29 protein-coding genes, 1 tRNA gene and 1 pseudogene are annotated in these 25553 nt (G+C 67.5%); 11 read left to right on the plus strand and 20 right to left on the minus strand.

Annotated features, from left to right (window positions below):
* Positions 1-80: 80 nt before the first annotated feature.
* Both C6I20_RS10785 and C6I20_RS10790 read right to left on the minus strand, forming a co-directional pair.
* Positions 81-1277 carry an aromatic acid exporter family protein gene (locus C6I20_RS10785; protein WP_162891265.1) on the minus strand — a complete coding sequence of 399 codons (1197 nt, stop codon included), beginning with the start codon at positions 1275-1277 and terminating at the stop codon, positions 81-83.
* Entirely contained in the window at positions 1234-1482 is a 249-nt protein-coding gene (locus C6I20_RS10790; RefSeq protein ID WP_118395972.1) for a DUF3618 domain-containing protein, read from the minus strand. The genes C6I20_RS10785 and C6I20_RS10790 overlap by 44 nt, the downstream gene beginning before the upstream one ends.
* Positions 1483-1556: 74 nt before the next feature.
* On the opposite strand from C6I20_RS10790, the gene bcp reads away from it, so the two are divergent.
* Both bcp and C6I20_RS10800 read left to right on the plus strand, forming a co-directional pair.
* Positions 1557-2027, plus strand: a complete 471-nt coding sequence (bcp, locus tag C6I20_RS10795; RefSeq protein WP_118395973.1) for a thioredoxin-dependent thiol peroxidase — start codon at positions 1557-1559, stop codon at positions 2025-2027.
* 64 nt (positions 2028-2091) lie between these two features.
* A tRNA-Leu gene (locus tag C6I20_RS10800) sits at positions 2092-2173 on the plus strand.
* 63 nt (positions 2174-2236) lie between these two features.
* Here the strand turns inward: C6I20_RS10800 and C6I20_RS17390 are convergent.
* From C6I20_RS17390 to C6I20_RS17400, 3 genes are all read right to left on the minus strand, one after another.
* Entirely contained in the window at positions 2237-2410 is a 174-nt protein-coding gene (locus C6I20_RS17390; protein ID WP_216822860.1) for a hypothetical protein, read from the minus strand.
* Positions 2407-2862, minus strand: a complete 456-nt coding sequence (locus C6I20_RS17395) for an integrase core domain-containing protein (RefSeq protein WP_216822861.1) — start codon at positions 2860-2862, stop codon at positions 2407-2409. Before C6I20_RS17395 ends, C6I20_RS17390 begins: the two co-directional genes overlap by 4 nt.
* 106 nt (positions 2863-2968) lie before the next feature.
* Entirely contained in the window at positions 2969-3412 is a 444-nt protein-coding gene (locus C6I20_RS17400) for a leucine zipper domain-containing protein (protein ID WP_216822862.1), read from the minus strand.
* A 454-nt stretch (positions 3413-3866) separates the two neighbouring features.
* Here C6I20_RS17400 and C6I20_RS10810 point away from each other — a divergent pair, with 454 nt between their 5' ends.
* Both C6I20_RS10810 and C6I20_RS17615 read left to right on the plus strand, forming a co-directional pair.
* Positions 3867-4379, plus strand: a complete 513-nt coding sequence (locus C6I20_RS10810) for a type IV toxin-antitoxin system AbiEi family antitoxin (RefSeq protein ID WP_216822863.1) — start codon at positions 3867-3869, stop codon at positions 4377-4379.
* 197 nt (positions 4380-4576) lie between these two features.
* A pseudogene (locus C6I20_RS17615) lies at positions 4577-5211 on the plus strand (nucleotidyl transferase AbiEii/AbiGii toxin family protein).
* Positions 5212-5455: 244 nt separating this feature from the next.
* On the opposite strand, the gene C6I20_RS10820 reads toward C6I20_RS17615, so the two are convergent.
* The gene (locus tag C6I20_RS10820) at positions 5456-5881 is read right to left on the minus strand and encodes an SRPBCC family protein (protein ID WP_118395975.1); all 426 of its coding nucleotides are present in this window, start codon (positions 5879-5881) and stop codon (positions 5456-5458) included.
* Positions 5882-5939: 58 nt separating this feature from the next.
* On the opposite strand from C6I20_RS10820, the gene C6I20_RS10825 reads away from it, so the two are divergent.
* The 3 genes from C6I20_RS10825 (at position 5940) to C6I20_RS10835 (ending at position 8403) form a co-directional block, all read left to right on the plus strand.
* Complete coding sequence (locus C6I20_RS10825; RefSeq protein ID WP_118395976.1) at positions 5940-7118, plus strand: benzoate/H(+) symporter BenE family transporter; 1179 nt, start codon at positions 5940-5942, stop codon at positions 7116-7118.
* Between the two features lies 1 nt (position 7119).
* The gene (locus tag C6I20_RS10830; protein WP_118398825.1) at positions 7120-7584 is read left to right on the plus strand and encodes a tRNA (cytidine(34)-2'-O)-methyltransferase; all 465 of its coding nucleotides are present in this window, start codon (positions 7120-7122) and stop codon (positions 7582-7584) included.
* 105 nt (positions 7585-7689) lie between these two features.
* Positions 7690-8403, plus strand: coding sequence for an SGNH/GDSL hydrolase family protein (locus tag C6I20_RS10835; RefSeq protein WP_162891266.1), 714 nt, complete (start codon positions 7690-7692; stop codon positions 8401-8403).
* Here the strand turns inward: C6I20_RS10835 and rdgB are convergent.
* The 10 genes from rdgB to clpS form a co-directional block, all read right to left on the minus strand.
* Positions 8369-9001, minus strand: coding sequence for an RdgB/HAM1 family non-canonical purine NTP pyrophosphatase (rdgB, locus tag C6I20_RS10840; protein WP_118395978.1), 633 nt, complete (start codon positions 8999-9001; stop codon positions 8369-8371). The genes C6I20_RS10835 and rdgB overlap by 35 nt on opposite strands.
* Positions 8994-9716 (minus strand): ribonuclease PH, encoded by a 723-nt coding sequence (rph, locus tag C6I20_RS10845; RefSeq protein ID WP_118395979.1) that lies wholly within the window; start codon positions 9714-9716, stop codon positions 8994-8996. The genes rdgB and rph overlap by 8 nt, the downstream gene beginning before the upstream one ends.
* Positions 9717-9736: 20 nt before the next feature.
* The gene (locus C6I20_RS10850; protein WP_118395980.1) at positions 9737-10501 is read right to left on the minus strand and encodes an MBL fold metallo-hydrolase; all 765 of its coding nucleotides are present in this window, start codon (positions 10499-10501) and stop codon (positions 9737-9739) included.
* Complete coding sequence (gene murI, locus C6I20_RS10855; RefSeq protein ID WP_118395981.1) at positions 10498-11307, minus strand: glutamate racemase; 810 nt, start codon at positions 11305-11307, stop codon at positions 10498-10500. The genes C6I20_RS10850 and murI overlap by 4 nt, the downstream gene beginning before the upstream one ends.
* A gap of 89 nt (positions 11308-11396) precedes the next feature.
* On the minus strand, positions 11397-12374 hold the full coding sequence (locus tag C6I20_RS10860; RefSeq protein WP_118395982.1) for a ribose-phosphate pyrophosphokinase: 978 nt from the start codon (positions 12372-12374) through the stop codon (positions 11397-11399).
* 330 nt (positions 12375-12704) lie between these two features.
* Complete coding sequence (locus tag C6I20_RS10865) at positions 12705-13652, minus strand: PLP-dependent cysteine synthase family protein (protein ID WP_118395983.1); 948 nt, start codon at positions 13650-13652, stop codon at positions 12705-12707.
* A gap of 9 nt (positions 13653-13661) precedes the next feature.
* Entirely contained in the window at positions 13662-13949 is a 288-nt protein-coding gene (locus C6I20_RS10870; protein WP_118395984.1) for a MoaD family protein, read from the minus strand.
* Positions 13949-14410, minus strand: coding sequence for a Mov34/MPN/PAD-1 family protein (locus C6I20_RS10875; RefSeq protein ID WP_118395985.1), 462 nt, complete (start codon positions 14408-14410; stop codon positions 13949-13951). Before C6I20_RS10875 ends, C6I20_RS10870 begins: the two co-directional genes overlap by 1 nt.
* Positions 14411-14475: 65 nt before the next feature.
* Positions 14476-15054 carry a DUF2017 domain-containing protein gene (locus C6I20_RS10880; protein WP_162891267.1) on the minus strand — a complete coding sequence of 193 codons (579 nt, stop codon included), beginning with the start codon at positions 15052-15054 and terminating at the stop codon, positions 14476-14478.
* Between the two features lie 109 nt (positions 15055-15163).
* Entirely contained in the window at positions 15164-15460 is a 297-nt protein-coding gene (clpS, locus tag C6I20_RS10885) for an ATP-dependent Clp protease adapter ClpS (RefSeq protein WP_118395987.1), read from the minus strand.
* A gap of 86 nt (positions 15461-15546) precedes the next feature.
* On the opposite strand from clpS, the gene C6I20_RS10890 reads away from it, so the two are divergent.
* From C6I20_RS10890 to C6I20_RS10905, 4 genes are all read left to right on the plus strand, one after another.
* Positions 15547-16851: a nicotinate phosphoribosyltransferase gene (locus C6I20_RS10890; protein ID WP_118395988.1), complete on the plus strand. Its 1305-nt coding sequence runs from the start codon at positions 15547-15549 to the stop codon at positions 16849-16851.
* Positions 16848-17402, plus strand: a complete 555-nt coding sequence (locus C6I20_RS10895) for an isochorismatase family protein (protein WP_118395989.1) — start codon at positions 16848-16850, stop codon at positions 17400-17402. Before C6I20_RS10890 ends, C6I20_RS10895 begins: the two co-directional genes overlap by 4 nt.
* Positions 17399-18697, plus strand: a complete 1299-nt coding sequence (locus tag C6I20_RS10900) for a GNAT family N-acetyltransferase (protein ID WP_118395990.1) — start codon at positions 17399-17401, stop codon at positions 18695-18697. Before C6I20_RS10895 ends, C6I20_RS10900 begins: the two co-directional genes overlap by 4 nt.
* 140 nt (positions 18698-18837) lie before the next feature.
* Positions 18838-19572, plus strand: coding sequence for a ZIP family metal transporter (locus C6I20_RS10905; protein ID WP_174232952.1), 735 nt, complete (start codon positions 18838-18840; stop codon positions 19570-19572).
* Between the two features lie 60 nt (positions 19573-19632).
* Here the strand turns inward: C6I20_RS10905 and C6I20_RS10910 are convergent, their stop codons facing one another.
* The 4 genes from C6I20_RS10910 to C6I20_RS10925 all read right to left on the minus strand — a co-directional run bounded on the left by C6I20_RS10910 (position 19633) and on the right by C6I20_RS10925 (position 25526).
* The gene (locus C6I20_RS10910) at positions 19633-20460 is read right to left on the minus strand and encodes a hypothetical protein (protein ID WP_118395991.1); all 828 of its coding nucleotides are present in this window, start codon (positions 20458-20460) and stop codon (positions 19633-19635) included.
* A gap of 81 nt (positions 20461-20541) precedes the next feature.
* Positions 20542-22875, minus strand: coding sequence for a hydantoinase B/oxoprolinase family protein (locus C6I20_RS10915; RefSeq protein ID WP_118395992.1), 2334 nt, complete (start codon positions 22873-22875; stop codon positions 20542-20544).
* Positions 22876-22926: 51 nt separating this feature from the next.
* Positions 22927-25053: a hydantoinase/oxoprolinase family protein gene (locus tag C6I20_RS10920; protein WP_118395993.1), complete on the minus strand. Its 2127-nt coding sequence runs from the start codon at positions 25051-25053 to the stop codon at positions 22927-22929.
* 2 nt (positions 25054-25055) lie between these two features.
* Positions 25056-25526 carry an acetone carboxylase subunit gamma gene (locus C6I20_RS10925; RefSeq protein WP_371682637.1) on the minus strand — a complete coding sequence of 157 codons (471 nt, stop codon included), beginning with the start codon at positions 25524-25526 and terminating at the stop codon, positions 25056-25058.
* Positions 25527-25553 lie beyond the last annotated feature (27 nt).

The raw sequence follows: 25553 nt of genomic DNA on the forward strand, positions 1-25553 counted from the left end.
AGCACATCGGATGTCGATGAATTCCGGCCGCACGGTTGAGGGTGGCGACTGAAGTTCACCGGGTGTTTTGCTGCCGCAGATCAGTCGAGCTCGAGACGTTCGTCGATCTCGTCCCTCGTGTAGCCGCTGGCGTACAGCAGGTCGGCCGCCAGCGATCGCACCTGGGCCGCGATCGAGGCGCTGTTCATCGTGATCGCGTCCGGCAGTGCTGCCGATGCCAGCCGGGCCGCCTCGACGAGCTGTGAGCGGACCTCATCGAAGTTGTCATGCTCGGACAGGTCGTCGGCGAAGATGCCGATCGCACGGGCCAACGTGTCGATGGCGACGTCCATGTTGGGCGGGACCACCTCACCGTGGCGCAGCAGGGCCGAGGTCTTGCGGGCCAGCACTCGGGCGTCACGGACGGCGTTGTCGAGGTCACGGACCGTCGCGACGTACGTCTGCACATGGCCGCGCTGCTTCCACCGCATGGGTGACATCCGGGCGATCTCCGTGACGTTGGCCGCGGTCGATGTCATCGAGTCGACCTGTGGCTGCATCGAGCGGGCCTCGTCGAGGGCCAGGTCGGCCAGATCTGCGTCGACCGTGCGCAGCGCCTGTGCCGTCCGGCCGAGGATCGCGGCGAGCCGGGTCAGGAATCCCTGCACCTCACGGTCGATGTCCCGGATCGCGTTGCGCGGGATCAGCAGGATCATCGCCAGGCCGACGGCCCCACCGACCAGGGCGTCGAGGAATCGGGTGATCGCCGGATTGCTCACGCCGGCGGCGGGGATCACCGCTGCGAGCAGGACCGAGGACGTCGCGGACTGGGTCAGCGCGAGCCCCTTGAGTCCGAGCAGCGTGCCGATCACGACTGTCAGGGTCACCACCAGCGCCATCTGCCACGTTCCACGGCCGATCCCGAGGATCAGCAGCTCGCCGACCAGGACCCCGATCGACACCCCGAGCACCAGCTCGTACGACGTCCGGCCACGCAGCCCGCCGCCCGCGATGAGCACGATGATGCAGGCGATCGGTGCGAAGAACGCCTGCTGGTGGTGCAGCAGGTTCGTCGCGATGAAGTAGGCCAGCGCGGTGCCCAGGCTCAGTCGGACGAGCGTGCGCCAGCGCCGGCGCAGGACGTACAGGCGATCGCCCAACGAGCTGGCCGGAGGACGCAGGTGGAGCCGTCGCCACGGCAGGTCGCGCGCCAGGTCCATCGTCAGGCCCGGCGAGCGATCGGGCGCGTCATCGTCAGCGCACGAGCCGGCGGATGACGACGACGCCAGCAACAACAACGACGGTGCCTCCGACGAGCGGAAGGATCGTGCCGAGCTTCGGCGATCCGGTCTCGTCGACGAATCGCGACCGCAGGCTGTAGAGGGTGCGTCGGGCGATGTTGCGGGGGGTGGTCCGGTCGATCAGCGCGTCGACGGTGTCGGCCAGCCGCTCCCGGATCTCCTCGATCTCGTCGACCAGGTCATCGGGTTTAGCCTTCGCCACGTCGTGCCTCGCTCACTGGTTGGGTGTGCCGGGTCCAGGTCGATCACCTGGGCTCGTACGTCAGGATAGTGCCCATGACGACGCGACTGCAGCCCGGCGACACCGCACCCGACTTCACCCTGGTCGATGACACCGGCGAGACGGTCACGTTGTCGGACCTGAAGGACCGCAAGGTCATCGTCTACTTCTATCCCGCCGCGATGACTCCGGGGTGCACCAAGCAGGCCTGCGACTTCAGCGACTCGATCGATCGACTGCAGTCCGAGGGCTACACCGTGCTCGGCATCTCTCCGGACAAGCCCGAGAAGCTCGCGAAATTCCGTGAGCGGGACGGCCTGAGCATCACGCTGCTCTCCGACCCGTCCAAGGAAGTCCTGACGCAGTGGGCTGCGTTCGGCGAGAAGAAGCTCTACGGCAAGGTCGTGCAGGGTGTCATCCGCTCGACGTTCGTCGTCGAGGCGGGCAAGATCACGCTCGCGCAGTACAACGTCAAGGCGACCGGTCACGTCGCCAAGCTGCGTCGGGACCTGGGGCTCGGGGACTAGTTTCCGCCTCACTCGGGAGGTCCACCTCCGTCCGGACGGCGGCCTCGCCTAATATCGACCACGGGCCGGTGTGGTGGAACTGGTAGACACGCAGGATTTAGGATCCTGTGCCTTCGGGCGTGCAGGTTCAAGTCCTGTCACCGGCACCCTGTGATGTCTCAGGACATCGGAAACTCCCGGACCTGCATTTTGCAGGTTCGGGAGTTTTTTCATTGGCCTTGGTAGTCGCGTTCTGGGTTGATGGTGAGCTCGCGCAAAAGCTCTCCGGTGACGGCGTTGGCGATGCGGACGTGCAGGTCCTGGATGAGCAGGATGACGTGGGTTCGGGCGTGGGTTCGTCCGACTCCGATGTGGTGCAGTTTGCCGTTGACGCGCAGCGTCACGGCACCTGTTTTGTCGATGCGGTCGTGACGGACACGGTCATGCGTGTCGGCGTCCCGGCTGTTGCCGGGCAGAGCTTTCGGCATGGTCTCGAACAAGGCGGCCGGTGTTGCCTGGTGGGGCAGGGATCGGTGGGGCGGCGGCTGTTGTATTCGTCGACGAAGACGTCGAGCACAGCTTGGAGTTCGTCGATGGTGGCGGGTTGGACCGGTTGGGCGCGGAGCCACTTCTTGAGCGTCTGCTGGAAGCGTTCGACCTTGCCCTGGGTCGTGGGGTGGTTGGGGCGGCCGTTCTTTTGGACCACGTCCCAGTCGCGGAGTTGTTGCTCGAAGCTGTTGCGTCCGCCTTGCCTGCCGATGCCAGCGAGTCGGACGGTGTAGACCATGCCGTTGTCGGTCAGCGTTGAGGCGGGAATGCCGTGCTGGCCTGCGGTTTTGCGGAAGGTGGCCTTCACGATTGTCGTGGTGATCGCCCGGTGGCGGACACGTGGAGGGCGTAGCGGGTGCAGTCGTCGAGCCAGGTGATGATCTCGACACCTTTGGGATAGGCCTTGATGTCGGTCAGCGGGTAGTGGGTGAAATCGGACTGCCAGGTCTCGTTTGGCATCTGGGCCTGGAAACGGATGTAGGAGGACTTTGGTCGCTTCTTCGGCTCGGGACAACCAGTCCGCCCTTGGCCAGCTGTCGGGCGATCGTGGCCCTAGAGACCGTCACATCGTGATCTTGTGCCAGGTGCCAGCCGATCGTGTCTGGGCCGGCGTCCAGACCGGCGTCGACCAGCTTGCGGCGGAGCGTCCAGATCAGCTCGACCGTCTCGGCCGGTGTCGCGTTCGGTGTTGTTTTGGGCCGTCGAGAGTGTGGCTCAAAGGCCGCCTCGTCTTCAGTGCGGTAGCGGGCCACGAGCTTGGAGACCCACCCTTTCGACACCCCGTAGGTCGCGGCGACGTCGGCTTGGGTGCGGCCCTCGAGGACGACGGCGGTGATGATCAGGCGGGCTTTCGACATGGCCGAATCCGACCAGCGAAGTGTCTCCTATGTCTTGAGACAGCAGTTTCCTATGACCCGAGACATGGGTTTCCTATGTCCTGAACCAGCACACTGTCACCGGCACCCTGGGTTGTTGGCGGAAACCGCTCACTTTGTTGGTGAAACCTGGCCGAAAAAGCCGAGGTTGAGCGAGTTTCGCCGTCGAACCCTATTTCCTCGTTCTGATGCGGGCTGAGGCCGGCGATCCGAAGTTGGCGTGGGCGGCAATGGCCCTGAAACGACCAAAAGACCAGTGGAGTTTTGTCAGTCCTGAGTGCTAGTATGCAAAGTGTCGCTTAAATAACTACGCTTTACATACTAAGGAGGGAGGATGACTCGAGTACCACTAGACATGACCCAAGCTCCGCTTCGCACGGTTCGACCGAAGGATCTCGCCGAGATCTACGCGAACCCGCGAGCCGAGATTGCGCGCATGGTCGAGCAGGGTGCCGTCACCCGTCTCGCATACGGCTACTTCATCGTGACTCCTGACGATCAGGGTGACGGTTGGAAGCCCACGATCGAGACCGCAGCCGCCGGCATCGCCGCAGCCATCTTCGGCCAGCGCAACATGGTCCTCATGGGAGTCACCGCGGCGCGCGTTCATCTCGCCATTCCCCGTGCCATCGGTGTTGCCGTGATCGCTGCCCCGCGCCAGCACCGTCCCGTCAAGCTTGAAGACGGTGGGAAAGTTCGGTTCGTCGCGCGCGACGTCGACGGCCTTGACGCCCGCCTGGAAACCCTGGAAACGGGTCAGGCCCTAGTCACCACTCCTGAACAGACTCTTCTCGACCTGGCCAAGCGGCCAGACCTTGGAGACTTGGCTACCGAAGCGCATGCAGCCGTCCGCAACCTGGCGGGTCGAGCCGACTGGGAGAAGCTGACCCGGCTTGCCCACAGACAGCGCGCCAGGGCTGCCCTGGAACAGATCGAGGCACTGCGATGACGGATCGTCAGCCGGCCGGCAACGCAGACGGTGGACAGTTCCGCGCACGCAGGCGTCAAGGATCGACACGTCCGCTCGCAGACTCGATCGGGCTCAGCCCGTCGGACCTAGCCGCGGTGCAGGAGAAGTTCGGGGTCGGCCCTGAACAGGTCCGCAGGGACCACCTAATCTCCCACCTCCTGGGAGCCCTCAGTGCAATGCCCGAGCGGGATGGGCTCGTCTTCTTCGGCGGCACCGCTCTGTCGCGGACTCACCTGACCGACCTGCGACTCAGTGAAGACATCGACCTGATCGCCACCGGAACCGCACCAAAATGGCTGAGGCCATCACCGCAGCCTTCGAGTCAGGGCTCTCACGCACCCACGGCGCAGTCGAATGGGATCCGCCGCTCACCCAGACCGAGGGAGCGGACCCAGCGATCATCCGGGTGGCTGGCCCGATCCAAGTGCAGATCCAGCTGCTCTCTTCTGGTGGCTACCCCATCTGGCCCACCGAAGAGTTCGACTTGGAGCAGCGATACGCAGACGCACCTTCGGCGTCGCTCACTGTTCTGACACCTGATGCCTTCGCAGCCGCCAAGATGTCGGCCTGGCACGACCGGCGAGCGCCACGCGACCTCTACGACCTGTGGGCGCTCGGCCGAGAGGGGATCACCAGCGAGGCGACCGCTCTCTACCGAAAGCTCGGTCCCACTGGCAGCAATCCTGCGCCATACCTGTTCACCAAGGCACCAAGTGACGACGAGTGGGATGCGGCTCTAAGCCACCAGACCATCGTTGCGGCGCGGCCCCAGGCAGCTCTCGACGAGGTTCGTGCTGCTTGGCCTGCCTGACCACCAGGATGACGAACAGGAAAACGATGACGTTGTTCGGGTGCCCTGGGCGTGAACCGGCCTTTCGACGTCAAGACTTCTGGGAAAGATCTCGACTTAGCCTGGGAAGAGCACCGTCAAGCAGTCGCTCCGTTGCAGGTCAGAGCAGTTTCCCAAACGACCCACCCTCCCGTCGAGCCTGACATTTCTGCACAACACGCGCGCGTGTCTCCGCAGGAACGTCAGGCCCAACGGATGACCAGGGTCAGGCGGTGAGCTTGGGCAGACCCTTCTTGATCGCCGAGGTCAAGACCTTGCCGACTACGGCAGCCATGCCGGGAACCGGCGCGTCGAAGCCGATCGTGTAGTCCAGCAGCGTTCCGCCGTTGGCCGTGGGGGTCAGCTTTTGCACTCCCCAGTGGCCGCGCAGCGGTCCGCCCTTGCTGATCTTGTACTCGATCAACGAGTGCGGCTCGGCCTTGGTCGTCGTCTCCTGGAATGCCGGCAGCGGCCCGATCTTGAGGCTGCGGGTCGAGCCGGGTCCGTTGCGGGACGTGTCACCGTCGCAGATGCGCTTGATCTTGGCGCCGAAGACCGGTCCGAGGTTCTCGTGCTCGGAGAGCTTGTCGAAGACGGTGGCGGGATCGGACGTGAACGTGTGCGTGACGTGGACGCGCTGCGGGGTGGCCATAGCGGGAGAGTCTAGGCTGCATCCCCATGGATGGGCACCGGGGCGTCTCGAGGCGCGGATGATCGCCCGCGACCTGCAGCAGCCCGTCAGCGCAGGCATCATCTCGGCGATCGTCGGCTACACGAGCTCGTTCGCCGTCGTGCTGACAGGGCTCGCGGCCGTCGGCGCGACCCGGGAGCAGGCCGCATCGGGACTGCTGGCGATGTGCCTGGTGCAGGCGATCGGCATCATCTGGCTGAGCCGCCGCCACAGGATCCCGATCATCCTGGTGTGGTCGACCCCCGGCGCCGCGCTGCTGGCCGGCCTGAGCACGGTCGACGGCGGGTGGTCGGCGGCGGTCGGCGCATTCATGCTGGCCGGCGTGGCGTATGTCCTGACTGGCCTGTGGCCCGCGCTCGGCCGGCTCGTCGCGCGCATCCCGACGCCCGTCGCGCAGGCGATGCTCGCCGGCGTCGTCGTGGAGCTGTGCCTCGCCCCCGTCCAGAGCCTGGTGGACAACCCCGGCGCCATCGTGCCGATCGTCCTGGTGTGGCTCGTCGGCGTGCGCCTCGCGCCTCGTTGGGCGGTCCCGGCCGCCTTCGTGGCCGCCGGAGTCGTCATCGGGATCGACATGATCCACCGCAGTGAGAGCATCGCGGGCTCGTCCCTGCTCCCCCACCTCACGCTGACCTCGCCGTCGTGGACCTGGGCTGCCGTGGTCAGCATCGCCGTGCCGCTCTACATCGTGACGATGGCATCGCAGAACGTCCCGGGCGTCGCGATCATGAAGTCGCTGGGCTACGACGTCCCGTGGCGCGACACGATCGTCACCGCGGGTGTCGCGACGGTGGCCGGAGCGACCGCCGGCACCCACTCGATCAACCTCGCGGCGATCAGCGCCGCCCTCGCCGCCGGGCCGGACGCCGGGCCCGACCGGAGCCGACGCTGGATCGCGGCCCAGTCGGCCGGCGGGACGTACCTCCTGCTCGCCGCGGCCTCGACGGCCCTCGCCGCGCTCGTCGCGGTCGCACCGGTCGGCGTCATCGCGACCGTCGCGGGGCTGGCCCTGCTCGGCACGCTCGCTGATTCGCTCCAGGGGTCGATGTCGCAACCCCGCGATCGTGAGGCCGCGATCGTGACGTTCGTGGTCGCCGCCTCGGGCATCACTGCGTTCGGGATCGGCTCCGCGGCGTGGGCCATCGTGGCCGGACTCGTGGTCCATGCGGTGCTCCGCCGGTCACCACGGCAGAATGCCTGACGTGTTCCGCATCCTGTTCCACGAACCCCGAATCGCCGGCAACACCGGTGCGGCGATCCGTCTCGCCGCCGTGACCGGTGCCGAGCTGCACCTCGTCGAGCCGCTGGGCTTCGACATGGAGGAGTCCAAGCTGCGGCGGGCGGGGCTGGACTATCACGATCTTGCCGTCGTGACGGTGCACGCCGACCTGGACGCTGCGATGGGTGCCCTGCTGCCCGCCAACGTCTACGCCTTCACCGCCTCCGGCGCCGGGCTCTACACCGACGTGGCGTACCAGCCCGGCGACGTGCTGCTGTTCGGCGCCGAACCGACCGGGCTGCCCGCCTCGGTGCTGGACGACCCGCGGGTCACGGCACGCGTACGCCTGCCGATGCTGCCGGGGCGGCGCTCCATGAATCTCGCCAACACGGCCTCGGTCGCGGTGTTCGAGGCCTGGCGCCAGCAGGGGTTCACGCTCCCGGACTAGTCCGTTGGCACCAGCTTTGGTGACATGTGGGTTGAGTTGGCCGATTCGGTCCAGGAGTGCGCCGCGCCCGACCTACAGTGAGCTGTCCCAGAGGAGGGGTGGCGCGTGAGCAGGTTCGCGATGACGACACGGTGGTCGCTCCTGCTGGCGATCCTCGGCGCGTTCCTGATCGCTCCGTTCATCTCCTGGCAAGGCGCGACCGGCGACGCCCCGTTGCCGGCCACCCAGCTCACACCGAACGGCATCGTCGTGGTCGGGGACTCGATCACGGCGCGCTACAACGACGAGCCCGGCGACCCCCAGCAGGGCTGGTGGAGCATCACGGGCAACCACTTCGACGCCGAGGTCACGACGTACGCCCAGTCCGGATCGGGCTACCTGCGCTTGGGGTCGGCCTGCACGGGCGACCGGTTCATCGACCGCTCGCAGGCGTACGTCGGACCCGCCCCGTCGATCTTCATCGTGGAGGGCGGACGCAACGACTGGTCGTTCTGCCGCGACGGTCGCCACGTCGCGGCCCCCGATGCGCAGATCGATCATGCGGTCGGCCGCTATCTCGACACCCTGCAGACCTATCTGCCCGCCTCGACCCGCATCGTCGTGCTCGGCCCGCCGTGGGGGCCCCTCGACCCGGCCAACCGGCTGCGGGTGACCTCGATCATCCGGTCCCAGGCCAGGAGCCACGGGCTGCAGTTCGTCAGCACCTACGGGACGTTGACCGCCGAGGGCGTGATCGACGGCGTCCACCCCAACCGGGACGGCAGCCTGGCCATCGCCCGCCGAGTCATCGAGGCCCTGGAGTCCCCTCCAACCCGCTGACCACTGCGGGGGCGATCGCGGTGAGCGCCTTGCCGCGGTGGCTGATGCGGTCCTTGTCCTGCTTGGACAGCTCGGCGGTCGACACGTCGTAGCCGTCGGCGGCGAACAACGGGTCGTAGCCGAACCCACCGTCGCCGTGCTCGGACCCCAGGATGCGTCCGGGCATCTCGCCCAGCTCGACGACCTCGACGCCGTCAGGCGTGCAGAGCGCGACGGCGCAGCGGAACTGCGCGGTGCGGCGCTCGTCCGGCACGTCCGACAGCTGGCTGAGCAGCAGCGCGTTGTTGGCCGCATCTCCGCCGGCATCCTTGGCGACACCCGACCAGCGTGCCGACAGCACGCCGGGCATGCCGTTGAGCGCGTCGACGCACAGACCGGAGTCGTCGGCCAGCGACGGCAGCCCGGTCGCCGCCAGACAGGCTCGCGCCTTGATCAGCGCGTTGCCCTCGAACGTCGGCTCGGTCTCGGACGGCTCGTCGTACGCCGCGACGTCGGCCAGGCCCAGCACCTCGATGCCCGGCACGAGGGGTTCGAGGATGCGGCGCAGCTCGGCGAGCTTCTTGGCGTTGTTGGACGCCAGGACGATGCGCTCAGGCACGACCCAGGGCCTCGTTCTGCATGCGGGTCAGGTCGACGCAGCCCTTGGCGGCCAGCTCGAGCAGCGCGTCCAGCTCGGCCTTGTCGAAGGGAGCGCCCTCCGCGGTGCCCTGCACCTCGACGAACTTGCCCGAGCCGGTCATCACGACGTTCATGTCGGTCTCGGCGCGCACGTCCTCGACGTACGGGAGGTCCAGCAGCGGGACACCGTCGATGATGCCGACGCTGATCGCGGCGACCGACTCGACGAGCGGCTCACCGGCCAGCGCACCCTTGGACCGCAGGTGCTCCACGGCGTCGGCCAGCGCGATGTACGCGCCGGTGATGGCTGCCGTGCGGGTGCCGCCGTCGGCCTGCAGGACGTCGCAGTCGATCGTGATGGTGTTCTCGCCGAGCGCCTTGTAGTCGATCGCCATGCGCAGCGACCGGCCGACCAGGCGGGAGATCTCATGCGTGCGACCGCCGATGCGGCCCTTGACCGACTCGCGGGCGGACCGGTCGTGAGTCGCCTGGGGCAGCATCGCGTACTCCGCGGTGACCCAACCCAGACCTGATCCCTTGCGCCAGCGCGGGACGCCCTCGCTGGCGCTCGCCGCGCACAGCACCTTGGTCTTGCCGAACTCGATCAGGCACGAGCCCTGAGCGTGGTCCAGCCAGTTGCGGGTGATGGTGACGGGTCGGAGCTGATCGGCACTACGGCCATCTTCGCGAGTCATGCTGCGAGCCTACGGGGGCGTCAGCCGAGGTCGTACGAAGACCCGGCGTTCACCAGGTCATATGGGCCGGTCCACCTGCCCGTGACGTCGGACTCCACCTCGGCGCGGTCGGTCCAGCCCGGAATGTGCGTGACGAGCAGGCGCCCGACCCCCGCCCGGGTGGCGTAGTCGCCCGCCTCCGCGCCCGTCAGGTGCAGGTTGGGCGGATTGGTCGCGGACTCGACGAACGACGCCTCACACAGGAACAGGTCCGATCCGGCGGCCAGCTCGACGAGGGCCTCGGTCGGCCCGGTGTCGCCGGAGTACGTCAACGAGTGGCTCGCGGTGGCTACCCGCAGCGCGTACGCCGGGACCGGGTGCTCGACCAGCACGGAGGTCACCGTGAACGGGCCGAGTCGGACCGTCGCGCCGTCCTGCCAGCCCTGGAAGTCGAACTGCTCGGTCATGCCGGCCGGCTCATGGGTGCCATAGGCGCAGGCCAGGAAGTCGGCCGCGCCGACCGGGGCGTGCACCGGGATCTGCGCCAGTGCGCCCTGGGGGTGGTACTTGCTGAAGACGTAGAGCCCGGACATGTCGAAGCAGTGATCGGCGTGCAGGTGCGACAGCGCGACGGCGTCGATGTCCCGCAGGTCGCAGAAGCGCTGCAGGTTGCCGAGCGCGCCCGAGCCCAGGTCGAGCAGCAGGCGGTACGTCCGGCCCTCGAAGGGCGCCTCGACGAGATAGCAGCTGGCCGGCGAGTCCGGTCCGGGGAACGATCCGGCGCAGCCGATCACGGTGAGCTTCATGCGACCCCCACCCAGGAGAACTGCTGGACCGACTCGACCTCGGGGCCCAGGAAGCGTCGGGCGAGCGTCGTGAACTCGTCGGGTCGACCCGTGGTCAGGAAGCCGTGCGTCGGGGCGGGCAGCGACGCGTCGCGTTCGAGCCCCTCGCGCACCAGCAGGGCGTAGACGTCCTTGGCGGTCTCCTCGGCACTGGAGACCAGCGTGACGCCGTCTCCCATGACGTACGACAGCACGCCGGTCAGGAGCGGATAGTGCGTGCACCCGAGCACGAGCGTGTCGATGTCGAGATCGATCAGCGGCTGGAGGTAGTCCCTGGCGACGTCGAGCAGCTCGGGCCCACTCGTGATGCCGGCCTCGACCAGGTCGACGAACCGCGGGCAGGCCTGCGTGTGCAGGGTGATGCCGGGATTGGCGGCGAAGGCGTCGTCGTATGCGCGGGACGTCGCGGTCGCGGTCGTGCAGATCACGCCCACCGTGCCGTTGCGGGTCGCGCTGACCGCGCGGCGCGTCGGGGGGACGATGACCTCAACGACCGGCACGTCGTAGCGTTCACGGGCATCGCGCAGGACTGCCGCGCTGGCGGAGTTGCAGGCGATGACCAGGACCTTGACGCCCTGCGCGACCAGGTGGTCGAGGCACTCCAGGGCGTATTCGCGGACCTCGGAGATGGGCTTGGGGCCGTACGGCTGGCGGGCCGTGTCGCCCAGATACAGGACGGGCTCGTGCGGCAGCTGGTCGAGAACCGCGCGCGCGACGGTCAGGCCGCCGAAGCCGGAGTCGAAGATGCCGATGGGAGCACTGGTCACAACCGAAAAGAGTACGTGTGCCACGGGATACGGCAAAGTAAACGGGCCGCAGATCACATGTGAGTCACGTCGCCCGCGCCTCGACGTGGCTACAGGGGCAGCTTGGGCTGCGGCGGCGCGTGCGCGGGGTCGACCCCGTCGAACAGCGACGAGACCGACTCCCCCGCATGGATGCGGGCGATCGCCTCGGCGAACAATCCCGCGACCGAGCGGATCTGCAGCTCGGGCCAGTCCGCCGGGGGCGGCACGGTGTCGGTCGTCACGACCTCGGTGATCGAGGGGTGGTTGCGCAGGCGCTCGACCGCCTTGCCGGTGAACAGCCCGTGGGTGCAGGCGACCGAGGCCTCGGTGCAGCCTTCCTCGGCGAGCTTGTTCATGAGTTCGATGATCGAGCCGCCGGTGGCGATCTCGTCGTCGAGCACGATCGCGGTCTTGCCGGCCACGTCACCGACGATCGCGTCGATGACGACCTTGTCGTCGGCCTGCCGCTGCTTGCTGCCGGCCGCGACCGGCACACCGAGCAGCCGGGCGAACAGGGACGCGGTCTTGGCGTTGCCGAGGTCGGGCGAGACCACGACGGTGTTGCTGAGGTCGCGCCCGCGGTAGTAGTCGGCCAGCTCGCCGATCGCAGTCAGGTGGTCGACCGGGACGCTGAAGAAGCCGTGCACCTGAGGGGCGTGCAACGTCATCGTGACCACCCGGTCGGCGCCGGCCGTGGTCAGCATGTCGGCGACGAGCCGGCCGCCGATCGAGATGCGCGAGGCATCCTTCTTGTCCGAGCGTGCGTACGCGTAGTGCGGGATCACGGCGGTCACCGATGCGGCGCTGGCGCCCCGCGCTGCGTCGATCATCAGCAGGAGCTCCATCAGGTGGTCCTGCGTCGGCGGGACCAGCGGCTGGATGATGTAGACATCCTTCTTGCGGCAGTTGGCCAGGAGCTGCACCTGCAGGCAGTCGTTGCTGAACCTGATGGTGTCGGACGCCGATATCGGCTGGCCGAGCTCGGAACAGATCTTCTCGGCGAGGGGTCGGTGGGCGCTGCCGGAGAAGACCACGATCTGACTCACGGGATGAGGCTAGCCGACGGACCGTGCCGCTGGGCAGCGGCACGGAACAACAGGCTCTCGAGGCACCGCCTGTCACCCGGCCTGGCACCATCAGGACATGTCGGATGCCGGGTCGAATCCCGGTGCCGCCGTTCGACGTGCGGGTGACAACGCCGTCCACTGAGCAGGACGTCACGATGTCGTTCCAGGACTATCTCGACACCGGCGAGGACAAGACCGGGCTGGCGATCGTGCACGCCATCAAGCACGGCGCCGCAACGAGTTGTGGCTTGACGGCATGGCGACCAAGCCCGCGGACTGAGGACGGTGAGCCTGCCCTGACGGACGGGCCTACGCCCAGAGCTGGCCGTCGAGCTTGTCCTCGGCCTCGTCCAGAGTGCCCTCGTAGGCCCCGGTCGAGAGATACTTCCAACCGCCGTCGCAGACCACGAACACGATGTCGGCCGACTCGCCGGCCTTGACGCACTTGGCGGCCTGGGCGAGAGCCGCGTGCAGGATCGCACCGGTCGAGATGCCGGCGAAGATGCCCTCGGAGGCGATCAGCTCGCGCACCCGACGGACCGCATCACGCGGGCCGACCGAGAAGCGGGAGTCGATCATCGACGCGTCGTAGAGCTCGGGGACGAAGCCCTCGTCGAGGTTGCGCAGGCCGTAGACGAGCTCGCCGTAGCGGGGCTCGGCCGCGACGATGCGCACCTGCGGCTTGTGCTCACGGAAGTAGCGACCGACGCCCATCAGGGTGCCGGTCGTGCCCAGCCCGGCGACGAAGTGGGTGATCTCGGGCAGGTCGGCAAGGACCTCCGGTGCGGTGCCCTCGTAGTGCGCGTCAGCATTGGCCTGGTTGCCGTACTGGTAGAGCATGACCCAGTCGGGATTTTCGGCGGCGATCCCCTTGGCGACCCGCACGGCCTCGTTGGAGCCGCCGGCGGCCGGCGAGGGAATGACCGTGGCCCCCCACATCGTCAGCAGCTGCGTGCGCTCGATCGAGGTGTTCTCGGGCATGACGCAGACCAGCCGATAGCCCCGTTGGCTCGCAACCATGGCCAACGAGATCCCAGTGTTGCCGCTGGTGGGCTCCAGGATCGTGGCGCCGGGGTGCAGCAGGCCTTCCTTCTCCGCGCGCAGGATCATGCTCAGCGCGGCGCGGTCCTTGATGGACCCCGTCGGGTTGTGGTCCTCGAGCTTGGCCCACAGGCGTACGTCTGGGGACGGCGACAGGCTCGGCAGACCCACCAGGGGCGTGCCGCCGACCGAGTCGATCAGGGAGTCGAAGCGCACTCTGCAGCCCTAGAGCCGGTCGACGGCGCCGCCGGCCACGGCCGGCAGGATGACCACGGTGTCGCCGTCGGCGATCGGGGTCTCGAGACCACCGGTAAACCGGATGTCCTCGTCGTTGACATAGATGTTGACGAAGCGGCGCGCCTCACCGTTGTCGAGCAGCCGCTCCTTGATGCCGGGATGATCGGCCTCAAGCTTGTCGATCAGCTCGGTCACGGTCGCGCCGCTGCCCTGCACGGCGCGCTCGCCGTCGGTGTACGTGCGCAGGATGGTGGGGATGCGGACCTCGATGGCCATCAGTGTTCTGCCTTCTGTTGGTTGGCGCTTGCCTCTGTATAAGCCTCGACGACCCGAACTTCTTCCTCAGCGACCTCACCGTCGACGATCCGGTACGAGCGAAAGTCCACCGGACCCCCCTGATCGGCACCGTCGCGGGTCGAGACCAGCACGTAGTGCGCGCCGGGCTCACCGGCCAGGTTGATGTCCGTACGGGACGGATAGGCCTCGGTCGCGGTGTGCGAGTGATAGATCACGACGGGCTCCTCGTCGCGATCGTCCATGTCGCGGTACAGCCTGAGCAGGTCGCCGGAGTCGAACTCGTAGAACGTCGGCGACATCGCGGCGTTCAGCATCGGGATGAACCGGGCCGGAACGTCGGAGTCGATGGGCCCGGCGACGACGCCACAGGCTTCGTCCGGGTGGTCTCGGCGCGCGTGCGCGATGATCGCGTCGTGCGTGGCTCGGTCGATGGTCAGCACCGCTTGAGTTTATCGGCCGTGGCCCGGGCCTATCCCCCCAGACCAGTGGCTGAGACGGGCCGGAGTCAGTCCAGTGCGGCGATGAGGGTCTCCTGGACGTAGCCGAGCCAGTCGTAGATCTCCCCCATCGCGGCGATTGCCTCGTCCTCGGACTGGCCGACCAGCAGGATGTCCTCCTCCTCGTCGATCCCGAGTCGGACCGCGAGAGACAGGCGGACGTCGGTCAGCGCGCGCAGCCACGACTGGACCTCGTCGGGGTTGAGCTCGACCTCGACCGGCGACTCGCCGGGTGTGGCGCCGAAGGTCAGGCCGCCGTCGACCAGCGAGCCGATCAGGGTCTCGGCGTGGTGCACCTTGGCCGAGGTCAGGGACCGCTCGGTGAAGCGCCGGAACTCCCCGGCATCCTCCTCGTCGTCGCGGTAGGCGTCCGGGAGCAACCGCCGAAGCACTGGGTCCTCCGGGGGCAGGGACGGACCGCCCATGCCCAGCTGAGCGGCGAGCGGGTCCGCGCTGGACTCGTCGGCACCGTTGCGGTCGCGCAGCAGCTCGACGACCTGGCCCGAGAGGCTGGCCAGCAGGTGTGCCTCGCCGGACTCGAACGTCGCCGTGATGCCGCCACGACGGCGCTTCTTGAAGGGCTTCACAGCTCGCTCCGCTCGCTGTGACAGCGACTACGTCGCTGCCGGGCTTCGCCCGGAAGCCTCGCCTCGCTCCGCTCGGCCCATGGCCGGGTCATTCGCTGAGCCGCGCGCCTCATGCGTCCTGCCGTTCGAGGGTCGCCCACAGGCCGTACTCGTGCATCGCCTGCACGTGGCGCTCCATCTGCTCGCGCCGACCGCTGGCAACCACGGCCCGACCCTCTTCGTGCACCGCGAGCATCAGCTCGTGCGCCTTCTCGTCGGTGAAGCCGAAGTAGTTGCGAAAGACGTAGGCGACGTAGGACATCAGGTTGACCGGGTCGTTCCACACGATCGTGACCCACGGGTCCTCGAGCTCGACGAAGTCGTCGACTTCGGGCTCGGCGATCTCCACGGGGGACGGACTGGACATGTGTCCATTGTGTCGCAGGCGCCTGACGGAGCGAAATGGCCATGACCATCTCGGCCGACCAGGCCCGTACGTCCTAGGCTGGATCCGTGACCGCTTCCGCCAGCACAGCCCTGCTGACCGACCACTACGAGCTGACGATGCTCCAAGCAGCCCTGCGCGACGGGACGGCCGGACGACACTCGGTGTTCGAGCTGTTCGCCCGCCGACTGTCCGGCGGGCGCCGCTACGGAGTCGTGGCGGGTATCGGCCGGGCGCTCGACGCGTTGGCGGACTTCCGGCTCGGCGAGGCCGAGCTGACCTGGCTCGCCGGCGCGGGGGTTGTCGACACCGAGACGATCGACTGGCTCGGCGACTACCGGTTCACCGGCAGCGTGTGGGGCTACCCCGAGGGCGAGCTCTACTTCCCGCAGTCCCCCGTCCTGATCGTCGAAGGCACCTTCGCAGAGTGCGTCATCCTCGAGACGCTGCTGCTCTCGGTGCTCAACCACGACTCGGCGATCGCCACCGCGGCCTCCCGCATGATCACGGCGGCCGGCAACCGTCCGTGCATCGAGATGGGATCCCGTCGCACGCACGAGGCGTCCGCTGTGGCAGCGGCCCGTGCGGCCTACATCGCCGGATTCGCCGCGACATCCAACCTCGAGGCCGGTCGCACGCACGGGATCCCCACCACCGGGACCAGCGCCCACTCGTTCACGCTCCTGCACGACACCGAGCGTGAGGCGTTCGAGGCGCAGGTGCGCGCGCTCGGGCCCGGCACGACGCTGCTGGTCGACACGTACGACATCCCCGAGGCGATCCGGACCGCGGTCGAGGTTGCCGGCCCGGATCTCGGCGGGGTGCGGCTGGACTCCGGCGACCTGGTGTCGCTGGCGCGGTCCGTGCGCAAGCAGCTCGACGACCTAGGCGCGACCGGCACCCGGATCACCGTGACGAGCGATCTCGACGAGCACGCCATCGCAGCGCTCGCGGCAGCCCCCGTCGACGGCTACGGCGTCGGCACCTCCTTGGTGACCGGGTCCGGCGTGCCGACCAGCGGCTTCGTCTACAAGCTCGTCTCCCGCGCGGGCGACGACGGCGAGATGGTCGCGGTCGCCAAGAAGAGCGCCGACAAGGTCTCGGTCGGCGGCCGCAAGTACGCGCTCCGCCGGCTCGACGGAGCCGGTCGCGCACAGGCCGAGGTCATCGGCATCGGCGCAGCCCCAGCGAACGACGGCGCCGACCGCACGCTCCTGGTCGAGCTGGTCCGTGCCGGCGAGCGGGTGCACACCGCGACCCTCGAGGAGTCGCGCGCCCGGCTCCGTGATTCCCTCGCCGAGCTGCCCGCCACGGCACGGCAGCTCTCACGGAGCGATCCGACCCTCCCCACGATCTACGAGGAGCTGAGATGACCACTGCGTTGATCGTCGTCGACGTCCAGAACGACTTCTGCGAGGGCGGATCCCTCGCCGTCACTGGTGGCGCCAAGGTCGCCGCCGACATCGCCGACCTGATCGCCTCCGGCGCGTACGCGACCGTCGTCGCGACGCGCGACCACCACGTCGATCCCGGCGCCCACTTCTCCGACAACCCGGACTTCGTCGACTCGTGGCCCCGCCACTGCGTCGTCGGCACGCCGGGCGAGGAGTTCCAGCGCCCGCTCGACCCGTCGATGTTCGCCGAGATCTTCTACAAGGGCGAGTTCGCCGCCGCCTACTCCGGCTTCGAGGGCAGCTCGCCGATCGGGACGTCGCTGGCCGATTGGCTGCGCGCCGCCGGCGTCGACACCGTCGACGTGTGCGGTATCGCGACGGACTACTGCGTGCGCGCCACGGTCCTGGACGCGGCACGCGAAGGGTTCACGGTGCGGGTCCTCGAGCCACTCACCGCGGCAGTGTCCGCGGACAACCTGCCGGACGTACATGCGGCCTGGTCCGCAGCCGGCGTGGAGGTGCGGACATGAGCGCCACGCCCCTGGGCCTGCCGGTCGACCAGACATCCCACGCGCGGCTCGCCGCCGACGGCCTGACGCTGGCCCGCCTCGACCCGGCCGACGGCGCAGCGTACGAGGCCTGGATCCGCGCCGAGAACCGCGGGTTCCTGCAGCCTGACCCGACACCGGAGGTCATCGAGCACCGCCGCGGCTATCTGGGCGACGATCGGATCATGGGTGTGTGGGACAGCAGCCTCCCGCACCCGCAGGTGCCCGTCGCGACGACGATCAGCTGGATCGCCGACCTGACGCTCCCCGGCGGCGGGGCCGCCCCGACCTGGGCCATCAGCGGCGTCACGGTGGCACCGACCCATCGGCGCCGCGGCATCGCTCGCGCCCTGCTGGAGGCCGAGCTGCGCACCGCGGTCGAGCTGGGCCTCCCCCTCGCGATGCTCACCGTCTCAGAGTCCACGATCTACGGCCGGTTCGGCTTCTCGCCCTCGGTCTTGGCCCGCAATCTGTCGATCGACCGCAGGAGGGCCCACTGGACCGGTCCGGTCGCGCCCGGCCGGGTCCATCTCGTGTCCGCCGAACAGCTCCGGTCCGATGGTCACCCGATCGTCGAGCGGGTTCGCGCGGCCACTCCCGGTCAGGTGCACTATGCCGCGACCAGCATCCTGTGGGACCGCCAGCTGGGCCTGCCGGTCGGGGACGACAACGCCAAGAACCTGCGATTCGCGCGCTACGACGACGCCGATGGCACCCCTGCGGGCTTCGCGATCTACCGGTTCGTCGAGGACCCGGCCGACTTCACGCAGCACGAGCTCCGGCTCCAGACGCTCGTCGCCGCAACGCCCGATGCGTACGCCGGGCTGTGGCGATTCCTGCTGGAGATGGATCTCGTGGCGACGATCACCGCCGACCTGCGACCCGTCGACGAGCCGTTGCGCTGGATGATCGCGGACTTCCGCGCGGTCCGGTCCAGCGAGACCGACCACCTGTGGACCCGCATCCTCGACGTCAAGGCGTCGCTCGAGGCGCGCACGTATGCGGCGCCGGGGCGGATCGTCCTCCGCGTCGAGGACCCGCTCGACTTCGCGGCAGGCACCTGGGCCCTGGAGGTCGACGACGCAGGCAGTGCGACGGTCACGGCGACCGCGGACACCCCCGATGTCGACCTCACGGTCAACGCCCTGAGCTCGCTCCACGTCGGTGGCGTCTCGGCGCGCGTTCTCGAGGCTGCGGGAGCCCTGACCGGTGATGTGGCGCGGCTCGACGCGATGTTCCGCTCCCCGGTCGCGCCCTACACGAGCATCTGGTTCTAGCCGCGGGGCGGCTGTTCGGCCAGCGCTCGTGGTGGAAGCCCCGGTCGCGCGGAGCGTGGGACGCTCCCACTCGGTACAGCAATACCCTATGGGGTATTTTTCCAAGCGTGGGAGCCACCCCGGCGGGATAGGGTCCGGCTATGCCCGTGCTGGCCTGGATCGTCGTCTCGGGACTCGCCATGAGCGCCATCGCCCTGGTCGGCGGCATCTCCGTGCTGATGCCGGAGCGATCCTTTCGACGCCTCGTGATGCCCTTGGTCGCGCTGGCCGCCGGGGCCCTGCTGGGTGGGGCGATGTTCCACATGCTCCCGGCGTCCGTGGACCAGCTGGGGAACGGCCTGACGGTCTATGTATGGCTCGTCGCGGGGCTGTTCGCGTTCCACGTGCTCGAGCAGTTCCTCCACTGGCACCACTGCCATCGACCCGTGAGCGAGCACCAACCGCTGGGCTACCTGATCCTGGCCGCGGACGGAGTGCACAACCTGATCGGGGGCGTCGCCGTGGGCAGCGCCTTCGTCATCGACATACGCCTGGGAGTCGTCACCTGGATTGTGGCCGCCGCGCACGAGATCCCCCAGGAGCTGGGCGACTTCGGGATCCTGGTCCACAGCGGATGGAGCGCCCGCCACGCCCTGGTCTACAACCTCGCCTCCGCGCTGACCTTCCCACTCGGCGGTGCGCTGGCCTACGCCCTGTCCGACACCATCAATGTCGCGGTCCTCGTACCGTTCGCAGCGGGCAACTTCATCTACATCGCCGTCGCCGACCTCCTGCCGCAGATCACGACGGCACCGGAACCCCGCGAGAAGCTCATCCACTCCGGCACCTTCGCCCTGGGGCTCAGTGCTCTCCTCATCGTCGCCCTCCTCACCTGAGCGCAAGTCCTTCGATCCGCCGACGCGGCCAGCTCACCGCATGGCAGAGGCACCGACCAGTCAGACCATCTCGCCGATCCTGGACCGGACGATCTCGGGGACAGCCGCCTCCGGGACAGCGCCCAGCAGGAAGTCGCCCGCCGGAGTCGCTGCGCCGGAGGCCGACCAAAACCCTTCCGGGATCAGCGCTCCCGCAACGTCGCTACCCCACACCTGGACGGCGTCATCGCTCCGCATGGCGAGGCTCCATCCATAGTTGGAGGTCGCGTTCGCCAACGGCGTGTAGACGGACAGGGCAACCGGCGAGCCGCCCGCACCGCTGCCGCGGTCGCGGTCGCGGTCGCGGTCGCGGTCGTCGAGCATGACCGCAGCGATCGGAAGACTCGCAAAGCCCCGCAACCAGTCGGCGACGTACATCGACGCATTCTCTGCGTCATCACTGTCGAGCGCATCGGTCGTGGCGGCACCGGAGAAGGCATGAGTCCGCTCGAGCCAGCGTCGCGGAGACGGAATGTGCAGGATGACCGGGCGTCGTTGGGTCTGGGTGAAGATCGTCACGAGCTCCAGGACCTGCCGGTTCGACTCCGGGTCGGCGAGCAACGTTCGCAATGCGTATCCCGTGCGTGTCTTGGCAGCCATCGACGCCCGCAGACCTTCGTCCGACGCCACCCGGTGGTCATACCACCGGTCGAGCGCGACCAAGGTTGCATCGGGGTCGAGCAGCCCCTGTGCCTGACTGACGAAGTTGGCGTACGCCATCGTGTCGCGCCAAGGGACGTCCTTGCCCTGCAGGACGACGCACTGCGCCCAGTCATGGGCGTCCAGGATGACGGCCGTCCGGCGACCGGACGGGGGGTGTGCAATGAGGGAGTTCAGGTCTGTGGTCATAGATCCTCCTTGATGACGATGCCGTGGTCGTGGTCGGTCGCGCCGCCCAGAGGCAACGCGACCGACCACCCGAGCGGAAGCTCAGGACTTGTGCGAGACCGTCTCGCCGTACTTCTGCTCGAGCTCGAGCACACGCGCTTCGAGCTCACTGATCTTCAGGACTCGGCGATCCGGCACCATGATCAGCGGCAGGTCGGCGAGCTTGCCCTTGACCCGCTCCGGCTCGAGACCGCCCCAATGAGTGGCGAACAACTCCTCGTCGTCACCCTGTCCCCACGACCCGTAGTACAACAGCTCCTTCGGCGGTTCCGGCTGGACGAACTCCTGCACGAACTCGGCGTACGGCTTGCCGCGTGAGATCCGATCCCGGCGGATCTGCGACCTGAGCGCCCTGGTGCCCTCCTCGTCGACGACGAAGGTCTCGGGAACCCACACCACCCCATAGACGTCGGTGGCGACCTGGGCGGAGATCCTGTCGATCTGCAGGTCGGTGACCACCATCTCGGGATCGCGCTCGATCACATCGCCGTAGCCGCCGCCGGACCCCTGGGCGATCATGTACATCTCGCCCTCCTTGGCGACGTCGAACTGCAGGCCCATGTGGGCCGACTGGTAGTCGGCACCCTCGTACGGCTGCTCGTTCATCACGCGTTCCATCGAGAGGTCGAACTCTGCCGGGTCGTCCTTGATGATGTCGTAGATGTTGATGCCCTTGACCATTGCCAGCGGGTAGGCCGGGCAGCCATAGCCTCCGAACATTCCGGGCACTGAGGAGAACTTCGACCCGGACGTGACCGTCATGAAACCCCAGCTCGGAGTGCCGCGCGAGGCCACGATCATCTCGTAGCCCATGCCACCGCGAAACTTGCCGAAGCCCTGGTTGTCGCGGACGATTCGCTTGCTCACGAGCTGCAGGAACGGAACTTCCTCCTCCATGACCTCCTGCTCACCGATGTCCGCCATGGCGCAGAACAGCGGCGCTACAGCGTCCTCACCATCGCGAAAGGCCTTCGCTCCGCCGCCCATGCCGTTGAGGTCTGCGCACAGGTTGCCGACCTGCTCACCGTTCTGGGTCGTACCTCCCCACAAGAAGTCGTTGATCTGGTTGAACCACGGGGCCACCACGTTCGAGTACTTCTGCGGAGCCGAGAACTGCATCTTGGCGAACGCCGTCTGCAGCGCGGAGAAGCCGCGGAACGATGCCTGGAGGGACTGTCCGACCGGCGCGTCGTAACCCGCGTCCGCCCAGCTGTGCTCCTCGGTGATGACCTCGATCGGCGACAGTGCGCCCGTGCTCCTGGGCAGGTCCGGCCAGTAGTACGAGAGGATCGCCTGCGCCATGAACGACTTGGTCGAGGCAAGGGGTGAGTTGATCGCCCGGTTGAGGATCTCCGGTCCGGTGCCCGTCAGGTCGACGATCATCCGGTCACCCTTGATCGTGATCTTGCAGGCGAACTTGATGAGAATGTTCTCCTTCAGCGTCGAGTCGACGAACTGGTTGAAGGTCACGGTGCCGTCCGGGAGCTCGGTGATGCGCCGGCGAACCTCCTTCTCGACGTCCTCGACAGTCACCCGCAGCGCCGCGACGAAAGTCTCCTGACCCACCTCGTCGATCAGTCGGTCGACGGTGTCCATGATGCGGCGCACGGCTCCCATCTTGACCTTGATGTCGGCGAGCATCAGCTTGGGATCGCGAGTGGAGTGCTGCAGGAAGGTCAGCAGGTCACGCCGAAGGTGCCCCTCCTCGACGATCTTGATCGGCGAGGCGCGGAGTCCGTCGTCGAAGGGCGTCTCCGAGCCTGACGGCATCCCGCCGGGCTCGCACGCCCCGTTCTCGCCTTCATGGATCGTGGCACCGACCCACGCGATGATCTCCCCGTCCCGGACCACCGGGACGAGCATCGACTGGTCGGTGTTGTGCACCATCCCGAAGCGGGAGTCGTTGTGGAAGAAGCCGTCACCGGCTCGGATCCCGACCGTCGGCTCGTTCTTCCAGTTCTTCATGATGTAGCGGATGGGGTGGTGCAACACGGCCGAGAAGGCGATGACGCCACGGTTCGACAGGTAGGTCACGTCGCCCTCGGCGGTGTAGACCGCGCACGACAGGTCCGCCCACTTGGCACCCGGGGCAGCGCCCATGCTCTCGCACATCTCAAAGGCCTCATCGAGCGCGCCGGCGAGCCGCTTGCGGATCCGGTCGAACTCGATCGTGTCGATCCCCTTGCCGATGCACTCCTCCTCGTACACGGTGCGGGGCATGATCTCGTGGTGCCGCATGATCGCCGGGTCCGGGCCGAGGAAGAGAGTCGTCTCGTCCATGAACTTGTCGACCCATTCCTGCTCCTGCGAGCTCAACAGCTGGGTGTCGTCATTGTCGTCTGATGCTGCCGCGATGTCCTGGGTGGTGAGTGTCATTGCTCTTACGCTCCTTGTTGTCTCAATGCCGGATGGTGGATGGTTTGGTGATCACTCGCTGAGCAACCACACGGCACCCTGGACCGTGGGCTCCAACCGCCAGCCCGGTTCGACCAGGTAGGTCGTGTTCTCGGTCGTGACGATGGCTGGGCCGTGGATGACGAACTCGTGCTTGATCGCCTCGGCGTCGTAGACGGGCGTGACAACCGCCCCGTCCACGCCCGGGAAGTGCACCTCACGGCTCGACACGGCATCGGGCCGCGTCTTGTCGCCACCGGCGTGGATCGAGTCGAACTTGACGACCTCGCCCTCGATGAACGAGGCCACGCGGATCGTCTGCACCCGGATCCCGGCCTCGGGAGCCTGCGTGCCCTCGCCGTAGCGCTCACCGAAGATGTCCGAGAAGGTCTTGATGAGGTGCAGGACGTCGGCAACACCCGCGACCCGGTTGATGTCGAAGGCCACCGCCGTCGTGACCAGCTGATTGCCGTATCGCATGTCCATCTCGAGGCGGTAGCGGACGTCGGCTTTGTCGTAGCCCTGGCGCACCAGGTCTTCGGCCCCCTTGGCCTCGAGCTCCTCGATGTAGCCGTTCATCGCCGCGTACTGGCGATACAGGCTGCGCTTCAGCGGCTCGTACAGCACGACGTACGCGCTGCGCTCGTGGATGTGGAGGGGACGCATGTTCCCCGCTCCCAGGGCGGAGAACACCGACGCGAACGGCGGGAACAGGATCTTCTTGATCCCCGCACTGGTGGCGATGCCACACGCATGCAGCGGCCCGTTGCCGCCGTAGGCCAACATCGTGTAGTCCTCGATCAGGCCACCACGCGACCGCAGCTCCTTCTCGATGCCGATCGCCATCTGCTCGTCGACGGTGCTCTTGATGATCTTGGCCGTCTCGATGTGGTCAAGGTCCAGCTCGTCACAGAATGCCTCCTCGATCGCGTAGACCGAACGCTTCGGATTGAGCTGGATGTGACCGTTCGCGTAGTTGTCGGGATCGAGGTAGCCCAGGACGAGATCGGCATCGGTCACGGTGGGTTGGAGCCCTCCGCGGTCGTAGCAGGCAGGGCCCGGATCAGAGCCTGCTGACTCGGGGCCGATCTGGATCGAGTGGTGGATGCGGTTGTACGACGCGATCGATCCTCCGCCGGCTCCCAGGGTGTTGAGGTGGATCATCGGTGCCGACACCATCCAACGCCCGATGGTGGGCTGGAAGTCGTAGTGGCGGATGCCTCCCTCAGGCACCAGGCCGATGTCGAAGGAGGTCCCTCCCATGTCCATCGACACGACGTCGCCGAGCCCCGTCGACTCCGAGAGGTGCTGGGCCGCGCCGACGCCGGCGATCGGACCCGAGTGGATGGTCTGCAGCGCATCGGTCGAGTTCGGCTGCGCCATGCCTCCGGAGTTGTGGATCACCAGCATCGGCTTGTCGTAGCCGGAGTCGCGCAAGTTGTTCGACAGCTGATTGAGCGCGTGGAACATCGTCTCGTGGAGGAAGGCGTCGACGATCGTGGCCATGGCCCGGACGTACTCGCCCTTGCGGCCGGAGACCTGACTGCTGAGGAGCACCGGGATCGATCCGAGCTCGTGCGTGGGGTACTCGTCGAGGATGATCTCCAGGACTCGTTCCTCGTGCGCCGAGTTCTCGGTCGCGTTGGTCAACGCAACGACGATGGCCTCGGCACCCCCGTCGACCAGCGATCGGACCTGGGTGCGCACGTCGTCGTACCGCAGAGGCACGAGCACTTCGCCCACCGAGTCTATGCGCTCCTTGACCGAGCGGATGAGCTGACGGGGAACCAGGGGTTCGGGTCGTTGCGCGTCGGGCATGTCACCCTGTTTGACGCCATCGAGCCCTTCGCCGTAACCCCGACCACGAGACAACGGGATGGTGTCCTCGAAGCCGTGGGTCACCAGGGCTGCGACCCGAGGACCCTTGCCCTCGATGAGCGCGTTGGTGCCGAGGGTCGTCGCGTACCTGACCGAGTCAACCTCCCGCAGGGCGGTTTCACGGCTGATGCCGGCCCGCTCGCACGCGCGGTCGAGGGCCTCGTTGAAGCCCAGCGCCAGGTTGTGGTGGGTCGTCAGCGCCTTGGACTCGATGTAGAGGTCGTCCCATACGAAGAAGCAGTCACTGAACGTGCCGCCGATGTCGACAGAGATGCGTTTCATGGTCAGTGACCGCCATTCGTGTGGTTGTGTCCGGCCGACTCGAACCGGGCGCTGAGATCGGTGACGGCGTTCTCACCGGGGCCGTAGTTGATGACTTCCTCGGGGTTGCCGCCGTGGGCATCCCATTTCTCCCGCAGGGAGTCGATGTCCCAGAGCATGTCGACGGTTGGCGGGTGGCCGGGCGGGAGGTACTCGGCCTCGATCTGCGTGCCGCAGGTCGGGCAGTAGAACTCCAGGATCCGGCAGAAAGCCGGATCAGGCGAGAAGGTGAACTCGTACTTTTCCGGATCGATGATGGGCGGGTGGATCTCCCGGGGGTCACGGTCATAGACCAGCGTCCCCTCCTTGTAGTTGCCGCGAGCATCCCCGAGGTCGTGGCTGCACACGCGGCACACCCACCGCTCGGTGTCGAGGTCGATGAAGAGGTATTCGGTCATGGGAACTCGCATGGTGTCCGTGCCTTTCGTCAGCATGGTGATATCCAGCTGGTTAGCGGTTGA

This window comes from Aeromicrobium sp. A1-2 (genome assembly GCF_003443875.1).
GTDB lineage: Bacteria > Actinomycetota > Actinomycetes > Propionibacteriales > Nocardioidaceae > Aeromicrobium.